The sequence below is a fragment of the Marinomonas polaris DSM 16579 genome (genome assembly GCF_900129155.1).
GTDB classification, from domain to species: Bacteria; Pseudomonadota; Gammaproteobacteria; order Pseudomonadales; family Marinomonadaceae; genus Marinomonas; species Marinomonas polaris.
On sequence record NZ_FQVF01000024.1, the window covers coordinates 73,153 to 84,014 of the forward strand.

11 protein-coding genes and 1 rRNA gene are annotated in these 10,862 nt (G+C 40.3%); 4 read left to right on the top strand and 8 right to left on the bottom strand.

From position 1 onward, the window contains the following. Positions 1–105 precede the first annotated feature (105 nt). The 7 genes from ehuA to dsbD form a co-directional block, all read right to left on the bottom strand. Positions 106–879 carry an ectoine/hydroxyectoine ABC transporter ATP-binding protein EhuA gene (ehuA, locus tag BUA59_RS20705; protein ID WP_072841756.1) on the bottom strand — a complete coding sequence of 258 codons (774 nt, stop codon included), beginning with the start codon at positions 877–879 and terminating at the stop codon, positions 106–108. Beyond that, the gene (gene ehuD / locus BUA59_RS20710; RefSeq protein ID WP_072841758.1) at positions 876–1,553 is read right to left on the bottom strand and encodes an ectoine/hydroxyectoine ABC transporter permease subunit EhuD; all 678 of its coding nucleotides are present in this window, start codon (positions 1,551–1,553) and stop codon (positions 876–878) included. Before ehuD ends, ehuA begins: the two co-directional genes overlap by 4 nt. Next, on the bottom strand, positions 1,550–2,212 hold the full coding sequence (gene ehuC / locus BUA59_RS20715) for an ectoine/hydroxyectoine ABC transporter permease subunit EhuC (protein WP_072841760.1): 663 nt from the start codon (positions 2,210–2,212) through the stop codon (positions 1,550–1,552). The genes ehuD and ehuC overlap by 4 nt, the downstream gene beginning before the upstream one ends. A gap of 18 nt (positions 2,213–2,230) precedes the next feature. Next, positions 2,231–3,079, bottom strand: coding sequence for an ectoine/hydroxyectoine ABC transporter substrate-binding protein EhuB (ehuB, locus tag BUA59_RS20720; protein WP_072841761.1), 849 nt, complete (start codon positions 3,077–3,079; stop codon positions 2,231–2,233). A gap of 303 nt (positions 3,080–3,382) precedes the next feature. Continuing rightward, on the bottom strand, positions 3,383–4,786 hold the full coding sequence (locus BUA59_RS20725) for an ATP-binding protein (protein WP_072841763.1): 1,404 nt from the start codon (positions 4,784–4,786) through the stop codon (positions 3,383–3,385). Further along, a complete protein-coding gene (locus BUA59_RS20730) occupies positions 4,761–5,426 on the bottom strand; it encodes a response regulator (RefSeq protein WP_072841776.1) in 666 nt (221 codons plus the stop codon). Before BUA59_RS20730 ends, BUA59_RS20725 begins: the two co-directional genes overlap by 26 nt. Positions 5,427–5,440: 14 nt before the next feature. Next, the gene (gene dsbD / locus BUA59_RS20735) at positions 5,441–7,270 is read right to left on the bottom strand and encodes a protein-disulfide reductase DsbD (RefSeq protein WP_084122599.1); all 1,830 of its coding nucleotides are present in this window, start codon (positions 7,268–7,270) and stop codon (positions 5,441–5,443) included. Positions 7,271–7,412: 142 nt separating this feature from the next. Between dsbD and BUA59_RS20740 the strand changes: the two genes are divergently transcribed. The 4 genes from BUA59_RS20740 to BUA59_RS20755 are packed head-to-tail and all read left to right on the top strand — an operon-like array spanning position 7,413 to position 10,496. Next, positions 7,413–7,961: a TlpA disulfide reductase family protein gene (locus tag BUA59_RS20740; protein ID WP_072841767.1), complete on the top strand. Its 549-nt coding sequence runs from the start codon at positions 7,413–7,415 to the stop codon at positions 7,959–7,961. A 3-nt stretch (positions 7,962–7,964) separates the two neighbouring features. Beyond that, on the top strand, positions 7,965–8,189 hold the full coding sequence (locus tag BUA59_RS20745) for a DUF4266 domain-containing protein (protein ID WP_072841769.1): 225 nt from the start codon (positions 7,965–7,967) through the stop codon (positions 8,187–8,189). Beyond that, positions 8,176–9,483: a DUF3570 domain-containing protein gene (locus BUA59_RS20750; RefSeq protein ID WP_245813214.1), complete on the top strand. Its 1,308-nt coding sequence runs from the start codon at positions 8,176–8,178 to the stop codon at positions 9,481–9,483. The genes BUA59_RS20745 and BUA59_RS20750 overlap by 14 nt, the downstream gene beginning before the upstream one ends. A 53-nt stretch (positions 9,484–9,536) precedes the next feature. After that, the gene (locus BUA59_RS20755) at positions 9,537–10,496 is read left to right on the top strand and encodes an FAD:protein FMN transferase (RefSeq protein ID WP_084122603.1); all 960 of its coding nucleotides are present in this window, start codon (positions 9,537–9,539) and stop codon (positions 10,494–10,496) included. Between the two features lie 263 nt (positions 10,497–10,759). Here the strand turns inward: BUA59_RS20755 and rrf are convergent. Next, positions 10,760–10,862, bottom strand: a 5S ribosomal RNA gene (rrf, locus tag BUA59_RS20760); the annotation flags it as partial.

Consider the following 10,862-nt stretch of genomic DNA (forward strand, 5'->3'; position numbering starts at 1 on the left):
AAAATATATTTTCATTATCCTCGGAGACTAGGTGACTTGTCACGATTAAAAAATAAGGCGCCAAAATGGCGCCTTATAAATATTGACTTAAAGCAATTGTAAAAATCACTGCCCAATATAAGCGTTTAGGAAAGCCTTTGTGCGCTCTTCCTTTGGCTGAGTAAAAATGGCCTCTGGCTCACCCTCTTCCACTATGGCGCCTTTATCAAAAAAGCACACTCGATCACTAATCTCACGAGCAAAATACATTTCATGAGTCACCAGCAACATAGTAAAACTTTCTTCTTTTACTAGATTACGAATAACGTCCAATACTTCATCAACTAATTCTGGATCCAAAGCCGAAGTAATCTCATCCAGCAATAAAATAGATGGTTTCATCGCAAGCGCTCGCGCAATACCTACTCGCTGTTTCTGACCACCAGATAAATCATTTGGGTAACTATCCGCTTTATCGGCCAAACCAACTAATTGCAGCAATTTGTCTGCGAACTCCTCAGCTTCGGCTCTTGAAACACCTTTTACGCGCATTGGCGCTTCTGTAATGTTGCGCTTCACGGTCATATGAGGAAACAAATTAAAATGCTGAAAAACCATACCAAGATGATTTCGCATCTTATGCAAGTGCTTGCTGTTCGCAGGAACATATTGTCCCTGCCAAGGCATATGCCAAAGCGATTCACCGGCTACATTTATATAACCACCATCGATGCCTTCTAATGTCATTAAGATACGTAACAAGGTACTTTTACCTGAGCCACTTGGTCCGATGATTGAGACTATCTCGTTTTCTTCTACTTTGAAGTTAAAATCACTAAAAATGACAGTTTCACCAAAGCACTTTTTCACATTTTTGAATTCAATAATGGGTGCACTCATTTCAAACTAAATCCTTCTTTTGGAAAGCGTCTTTCAACCTGATGAATACCGTAGGCAGCTAAAAGACTAAACACGAGATACAAAATCCCAACTAAGGTAAAGGGTTCAAGATAACGGAAGTTTTCAGAGCCAATAATCTTCGCCATTTGCAACATTTCCAATAACGTAATCGCAGAAAGCTGAGGCGTTTCCTTAAACATGGCAATGATGTAATTACCTGTCGCAGGGATCATTGGGCGAATTGCTTGAGGGAGCACGATATCTTTGTAGGTATCAACAATCGTTAAATTCAGCGCTCTAGCAGCTTCCCACTGGCCTTTTTCAATACCATCGATACCACTACGAAACACTTCCGATAAATACGCGCCATAATGAAGACCTAAAGCAAACACACCCGTTGCTAGCGGTGACATACTGATACCAAATTCCGGCATCACGTAATACAAGAAGAAGATCTGTACGAGCAAAGGTGTACTCCGAATAAACTCAACCACCCAGTAAATCGAGATACGTAGTGTGCGACTATTGCTACGACGCAACAAAGCAAAAACTAGCCCCATCACAATCGCAAAAATGCTGCCGAGCAAAGTTGCCAATAAAGTCACTTTTGCCGCGGTTAGAATCATAGGAAACACTTCCCATGTAAACGCCCAGTCCCAATGAAATCCATTCATGAATGAAGCCCTCCACGACCTAAACCTTTACTAAGGTGTGTTTCTAAACGTCTAATAAAAAAGACCAAGAATTGAGCCATAACAAAATAAAACAACAACACAACACCAAAGATCTCACCAACTTGTAAGGTGGTATCGGCTAGCATTTTGGCTTTAAAGGTCAAATCACCAATCGTTATCAAAGAAACTAATGACGTTGCTTTGACTAACTCAATGGCCAAATTACCAAAAGGTGGGATCATATTAACTAATGCTTGCGGCATGATAATTCGCCACAATCGTTGTGAGGAAGTAAAGTTCAATGCAATTGACGCTTCGTATTGCCCTTTCGGTACCGATTGAATAGCGCCACGTACCACTTCCGTTCCGTACGAACCGATATTTAGTCCCAAAGCAACAACTGCCGCCGTCATGGCATCAATGGTAATTCCGAAAAATGGCAGTACGAAATAGATCCAATACAACTGTATAAGTGCTGACGTTCCTCGAAAGAACTCAATATAAACAATTGCAATTTGTTTGAAGGGGGCTGGAGCGTAAAGGCGAATCAATCCAAAGCTGAAGGCCATTAACACGGCGAGAGGCAATGCCATTGCCACAATTTGTATTGTGACAACGGCCCCCTGGAGTAATACGGAGACAATTTCTCCAAATTCCATGAGTCTAATTCCCCAGTGTTATTTACACAGTTTCGCAGCAGTCATGCCACCAGGAGAAGTATGCTTACCAAAACCGTAAGGCTCTACCATTGCAATGTGTTCTTTCGTATCGATGAAGCCTTTTAATTCTGTGTTAAAGGCGTCACGCAAAGCCGTATCCGCTGGACGGAAACCGAAGCCACCGTAACCTTTAACTGATTTACCCTTAATCATAAGAGGTGTAAAAGGTTGAGCTAACTCAACACGATCATCTTTCTGAGCCAAAGATGCCATCGTCAAGCTAGTACCAGCTAGAGCATCAATACGACCAGATTTAAGAGCGGCAACACCAGATGGATAATCTGGAAGAGTGACGACTTTACTTAAATCGATACCGTAATCACGAGCATAACCGTATTCTACAGAACCAGACATCACGCCTAATTTAACAGCTTTACTATCAATACTATCGTAACCATTTAACTCTTTCGGATTCCCATTCTGAACCAAAAAGCCCTCACCGATACTGTAGGTAGGATTAGAGAATAGAATTTGTTTACAACGTTTTGGGGTAATGTACATACCAGCTGCAATCACATCAAAACGCCCTGCACGCAAACCAGGAATCAAAGAGCCAAATTCCGTCACGACAACTTTTACATTGTCTACGCCCAAATCGTTCAAAACTTTGACAGCAATACTAGGCGCTTCACCAGCAGGCTCTCCATCTGGTGTGGTATAGCCATACGGTACTTCATTAGCGACACCTATAGTCACTGTGCCCTCATCTTTTATCTTATCTAATGTGGTTGCTGCCACTGATACAGAGAAAAGAGCAATAGTAAAACTCATTAGAGATATAAGATATTTACCTAGTGATTTTTTCATAATAAACCTCATGTTCCTTAGAAAAATGGATAAAAAATAGCAATAAGTCTCTTTACACTAAATAAAACGAACCAAATGATCAAGAACTATTTAGATGTGTAACCATTAGATCACTTATGATAAACATTATATTTAGCTAACTAATCTAAGTCACAAAGGAATGCTTAAGTAAAAAATAAATGCCGAAAAAATGAGCAAGACTAAAACTTAAAGCCAAAACGTAGGCAAAAAAATACCAGACAATGTCTGGTATATACTCAAAACGTAATAGCTTATCTAAACGTTCTTTTTAGGAAGAGAAACTTATTTTATCGCTAGAATGGGCAATGCAACCCGCACTGTCAAACCGTGAGGAAGTGAATCCTCAAAGGAAAGCACTCCTTGATATTTATCGACAATATTCTTAACAATAGAAAGTCCAAGGCCTGCCCCTTCGACTTCACCAGAACGAAAAAATCGCTCGCTGAGTCTTTGCTTTTCTTCTTTGCTAACGCCTCTGCCTGCATCGATTACTTTTAATTCAACTTGATTTGCAAACTGGGACCAAACCACTTGTATAATAGAACCCTGAGGAGAAAACTTAATCGCATTGCTAATTAGATTTTGCAGCAATATCTCAACATGATTAGGTTCGACATAACAACTCCAAGGCAAACTATCATCAACATCCAGGCTAATTTCAACATTTCTCTTCCAAGCTAAAGGAAGGATATCTGCAATCATTGAGCGACTAATTACCAGCACATCAACGTCTTCTTTAGTGACTTTTTTCTGGTGTTCAAGACGAGCAAGCGCAAGCAACTGAGACACAATTCGAGTTGACCGATCAACCCCTGATGTTAGCTGAGTTAAGGATTGATTTCTCTCTTGATCATTTTCAGCGGATGCTGCATTTTCAGCATGAACTCGGAGAATACTTAAAGGAGTTCTTAATTCATGAGCTGCATCTGCTATCCAACGCTTTTCCCTTTCCATCAATACATCAATTTCCATAAGCAATCCGTTCAAGGCCGTTTTCACGGGCACCAATTCTTCTGGAACATAAGACATTTCAATAGGTTCTAATTTGGTCGGAGTAATCTTTTGAATACGCTGAGCAAGCTGCTGAAGTGGCTCAAGACCAAAACCAACAGCCGCCCAAACGAGAACAGCTAAAATAGGCCAGGCTAATATTTCAGGAAAAAGAGTTTGAAAGACTATTTGATCTGAAATTTCACCTCTTACATCAGCACGCTCCGCAACGATAACTTTAATATTTCCAGCAGTTTGGATTAAGGTAAAAGTTCGCCATTGGTAATGATCAGCTGTTGCATCGCCATAACCAAACGAATCTTCTCTCTGATGAGATAGCGTCATTGAATCAGACGCAATTTTTAATTCATCACCACTCCAAATCTGATAAAAAATTTTACTTTCGTATTTATGTCCAACGGATGCATCAGTATTTGCTGCATCAACTAATAAAGGGAATGAAGGATTTTTACTCGAACCAAGCTTTTCAATATTCTCGGATAAGGTTAGTAGTAATCTAGCTTGTTGAGCTAAACGAGCATCAAATAACTCTTCGACCTCATGATTAGCAAACAGCAAACCAATTACCATGATAAGGATGCTTGTCATGGTAAAAATACACATGACAAAAAACAGGGTTCTTCGCCTAATTGAACTTAATAGTTTTTCATTAGCCCACTTCTTGATCGACCACATAGCCAATACCTCGTATGGTGCGAATTAACTCTGGAAACAGTTTTTTTCGCAGATGATGTATATGCACTTCAAGCGCATTACTTTCCACATCATCGCCCCACCCATACATAAGTTGCTGTAAAACATCTCGAGTAAAAACATGGCCAGGTTGGCTCACCAGCTCATGCAGCAAAGAGTATTCCCTTCGAGTAAGATTAACGTCTTTGTCTTGATAGGTCACTTTGTGGCTCGCTGGAAATAGCACAAGGCCTTTATAGTGAATCTCACTGATTGCTCGACCGTAACTGCGACGCAATAAAGCCCGAGCTCTCGCTTTCAATTCGGTTACATCAAAAGGTTTAACCAAATAATCATCGGCACCTAAATCTAAACCAGCTACCCTGTCTTCCAAAGCATCTCTGGCGGTAAGAATAAGAACCGGCACAGCATTTTCATTGGCTCTTAATTGCTTAAGCACTGCCAAACCGTCTAATCTTGGCAAACCTAAATCCAATACAACCAAATCAAACACTTCATTAGCCAATGCTTCCAAAGCATGTATCCCATCATGAAGTAAATCAACTGTGTAACCTTCACGTTTTAAGGCAGTTACAAGACCATCCGCTAACGAAAGATCATCCTCTACAACTAGTACTCGCAAACCTATTCCTTCTTTCATAAGTTCGCCAAGGTTGATTGCAGCATGCTATTAAATTGCGCTAAATCCATTTCACCTTGGCGAACGTTGATCAAATCACCATGAGAAGAAAAGAATAACAGAGTTGGCGGACCAAATACGCCATATTTTGATAAAAATGCTTGTTGAGCGGGCATATTTTCAGTGAGATCAAGCTGCAGAAATGAAATGTTATTTGAATATATTTTTAGATTACTGCTACTAAAGACATTTTTTTCCATTTCCAAGCAAGCTGTACACCAATCAGCGTACATATCTAAAACCACTGCCTTTCCATTAGTTTTGGCCTGTTGCATCGCATTTTCAACAAGAAAAACATCTTGCATGCGATCAAACAAAGGCTTTACCTCAGCAGAGCTCACGTCATTCGATACTGCAGAAAAATACCCTAACGGTTTGTCTAAACTAGGTTTGCCCGCTAATCCAGAGGTAAATAATGCGGTCCCATAGATCAAGAGAATTATTGAAAAACCTTGTCGAGTCTTTCCCCACCCGTTACCACCCGATTGAAAAGGAGATAGATGCACAGCATAAATAATACAAAGCAATGACCACAAATAAATACTCACAGTGTCAGATACAATACGAGACACCAAAGCAACAGCAACACCCAACAAAATTACTCCGAATGCGGCCTTTACCTGCATCATCCATATGCCCGCTTTTGGAAGATATTTACCTCCACCTAAGCCGACTAACAACAAAGGAACCCCCATCCCTAAACTCATAACAAACAACACACAGCCACCAAGTACAGCATCACCAGTTGTACTGATATAAATTAGGGCACCAGCTAACGGCGCAGAGACGCAAGGCGAAACAATTAGTGCAGAGATAGCTCCCATAATTCCAACACCAAGATATGGTCCACCGACACTTTTCTGGCTTAACCTATCTAACCTGTCACGCAGAAACATAGGCAACTGTAATTCATAGAAGCCAAACATCGCCAAAGACAAAAGAACAAACAGCACGCTAAAACTAATTAATACACCGGGAGCTTGAAACAAAGCTTGAAGATTAAGTTGTGCACCAAAAATACCAACTAAAACTCCCGCCATACTATAAGAAAAAGACATACCCAAGACATACGAAAGTGATAAGAAAAAGCCTTTTTTAGCTGTAATGTTTCCAGCTTGACCAGCAATAATACCAGCTAATATTGGAATCATCGGCAATACACAAGGCGTAAAAGTCAAACCTAAACCTAAAACAAAAAAGGTAATCAACACCCAGAAGCGATCACCATTTAATAACAACTTAGCTAACTGACCTTCTTCACCTTCAATAGATGCTTTAGGAAGAGCTTGCACCGTATCACCGGCGGATTTGGAAGGCTCAGAAACAGATAATTGCTTAGTATCATCGGCTTTATCACTGCCGCCAAAAGCCACAATCTTAGTTTGTGGTGGATAACACAAGCCCGCCGCCGCACAGCCTTGATATGTAACTTTTAGATCACCCAACTTTTGATTATTAGCATCAATAGCAATCGCCATTCTGTTATGAAAGACATTAACCAAACCAAAATTAGGATCATCCTTTTCTTCAGCTTTGGTTAAAAAATGAAAAGGTACCGATGCTGTTTTATCTTCTGCCAACAATACTTTTACGCGCGACTCGTACAAGTAGTAACCATCAGCAATAGTCCAAGTTACCTCTTTCTTAGCGCTATCAATTTCTACTTGAAATGCTTCCGAGGGCTTCAAGAAGTCATCAGCAGCAAGCACTTGCGATACCAACAAAAAAGCAAGCATCGACGCTACCAGCCATTTTATTTGCCTAAAAGGCCTGAAAGAAGTCGTCACTTGATGTTCCTTAATTTACAGAGGTTTACCCACTATAAATAAGAAACCTTAAGTAAAACTTACGCTTCCTGATTTTGAAGCTTAATTTTCCCTTAAGAATGTCATCGTATTATTAAGGCATATTTCTTATTAGGTGGCATACATGATCAAAGTACATCTGGGATTTTCTCTAACAGCGCTATCTAGCCTATTTGTTAGCTGCGCATTTTTTTCTTCAGCATTATGGGCAACCAATTTAACACAACAAGCCACAGCAAAAGCAGCACCACACCAAACAGTGATGCTACCTGAATATCAAACAAACCAAAAAATTTCACTAGACATGGAAAAGGGACAAGTCGTACTCGTGGATTTTTGGGCTTCCTGGTGTGGACCTTGCCGTGAGTCGTTTCCTTGGATGACAAGCATTCAAGCAAAATACAAAGAGCAGGGCCTTAAAGTTATCGCGATAAATTTAGATCAAGAAAATGAACAAGCATTAGACTTCTTAAAAGAATTCAAACCTGGTTTTACTGTGTTATTTGATACTGAAGCGCAATTACCCGAAGACTTTGGTGTTATTGGCATGCCAACGAGTTTTTTAATTGATCGTCAGGGAAAAATAAGAGCAACGCATGTTGGTTTTCATCAGAAAAATATAAATGAATATGAATCTGCTATTGCCAAGCTATTAGCCGAAAAAGGGGAATAACCTATGCAAAAAATAATCAGTGTTATTGGCTTGCTCGCCGTGCCAATAATTCTTTCAGGATGCAGTGATGTAGGGGTTAAACCTTGGGAGCGAGATATTCTCGCCCAGCAGGAAATGAACCTAATTAGTGACCCTATTGAAAACAGTTTAAATGATCACATTTATTTCAGCAAAGAAGCCAGCAGTGGCGGACAAGGATTTGGAGGTGGTGGCTGTGGCTGTAACTAAGAACACTCATAAAAATCGTGACTTGGCTCAATTATTAACGGCTGCAAGCTGCGCGCTTATTGGTGGTATCTCTCCGAGTGTTAATGCCGCTGATAGCTGGGATGTAGACTCTGCTTTCTTACTCTACTCAGAAAGCGACGGACGAGTTTCTGCCGCTGAGCCAGTCATTAGTGCTACCAAGAATTATGACGAGGAAACGAAACTCACTTTTAAAATTGCAGCCGACACTTTAACCGGTGCATCTCCAAATGGCGCAACGCCAAGTGACCATGTTCAGACATTTACCAGTCCTTCAGGTAAAGGTTCCTATGACGCCGCAGCTGGTGAACAACCTCTAGACGATACGTTTAAAGATACCCGCATTGCATTATCAACCAACTGGTCTGCACCAATAGACCGTGATTGGGCATATGGTGTTGGTGGTTACCTTTCTAAAGAGCATGATTACCAGTCTCTTGGCGTAAATGGCAGCCTATCACGTTATTTAAACCAAAAGAACACAACCCTTACTTTGGGCTTAAACCTATCTAGTGACACAGTTAATCCAGAAGGTGGCGTGCCCACAGGTTTAGTTCAAGTGCCGCTCAATAACTCTGATAGTGAGTTTACTCAACGCACAGATTCAGATAATAAAAGCCTTGTAGATGCAGTTTTTGGCATCACACAAATCATCAACCGCAAAACCATCATGCAGTTCAACTATTCGTTGAGTACCAGCTCTGGTTACTTAACAGACCCGTATAAGATTATTTCTGTCATAGATGATAATGCCGGCACTAATTTCGGTGGCAATTTTCAAAGTGGTAGCCGAGACTTATACCTTTATGAAAAGCGTCCTGATTCACGCCTAAAACAGAGTATTTATTGGCAAACAAAATATCAATTTGATAACGACGATATACTCGATGTAAGTTATCGTTATATGTTTGATGATTGGGGCATTAACTCACATACTATCGACGCAAAATATCGCATTCATTTTGATAACCAGTACTTAGAACCACAACTTCGTTGGTACACTCAAAGCAAAGCAGACTTTTATCATCGATATTTAAACTCTAGTGATTATACAAATGCTGATTTTGCCAGTGCTGATTACCGTTTAGGGGATCTAGATACCTATACCCTTGGATTAAAATACGGTTATAAATTTGCTGATGAAACCGAGTTCTACACTCGATTCTCTGTTTATCATCAAGAAAGCTCTGGTGATAAAGGCTATGGAAAGTTGACATCTCAGGAACTTTATCCAGGTTTAGACGCAGCTATGTTGATCGTAGGATATAAGTTTTAGAATCATAAATCCTCTACTCTCAGCAGTAGAGGATTTTCATCTACAGGGGCGCCATGAAGTTTATTGAAGCATTAATTATAGATTCATCGTTTAACCCATCGAACCACCCGAATCCTAGCTTGTGGCAAGAAAATAAACACAGCTATAAAATCCAATTCGAATGCATGGCAAGCAACTGTTCAATACTGATTGAATGTGAACAAACACAGCTCGCTAAGAACGCAGCGAAAAAAGCCATTATCGAAGCATGGCGAATTGAACACAAATTTAGCCGTTATCAAGCAAACAATACATTTTCCGAAATACATTCAAAAACAGACATAACTCAAATATTGGACCAAGAAACCGCTCAATTAATGGTTTTCGCTAATCACGCTTACCACGCGTCAGAAGGGCTATTTGACATAACATCCGGTATTCTAAGAAAAGCTTGGAAATTTGATGGTAGCGACAACCTACCTCAACAAAGCGTAATAAATGAACTATTAACCAACGTTGGTTGGACAAAGTTAGGTTGGAGCCCAAATAACCCAACAGAATTAAAGCTCCCTTCAGGCATGGAGCTAGATTTTGGAGGTATTGGGAAAGAATATGCTGTTGATAAAATGCTTAGTATCTGTCGAATAATTTTATCAAAAACATCCGCAGCCTTTCTAATCAATTGTGGCGGCGATCTTGCCTGCAATGGTAGAAGATTAAACGGCGAAAGCTGGAAGGTAGGTATCGAATCGATTAACGATCAAGAAAAATCAAAACACATTGTAGCCCTCTCATCAGGAGCCCTTGCCACATCAGGTGATAGCCGACGCTTTCTGTTCAAAGACGGTATTCGCTATTCTCACGTTTTAAACCCGATCACCGGATTGGCTATGATAGACGCACCTAGAAGTGTGACGGTAGCAGCCCCTACCTGTATCAATGCAGGAATAATATCTACACTAGCCTTGTTACAGGGGTCAGACGCAGAAAGCTTTCTAGCATCGTTAGATATGCCCTATTGGCTATCTAATTGACATAAAGGTCTCATAACCCATTATGAAACTATATTCTTTTTCCTTGAGAGTAATAAAGCCCTGACTACTTACATAATCAGGGCTTTCTTAATTAAATCTTGATAACGACTTATACACTCGCACATGCTTATCTTTTATAAAAAGCCCCACACGCTCATCCCTTTTTTGGACGACCGTCTTCTTATTATCAATAATATAAATGTATTTTATTTGAACGAAAAAAAGCCCTGACTACTTACGTAATCAGGGCTTTCTTAATTAAATCTTGATAACGACCTACTCTCACATGGGATCTCCCACACTACCATCGGCGATGGCGCTTTTCACTTCTGAGTTCGGGATGGGATCAGGTGGTTCAACGCCTCT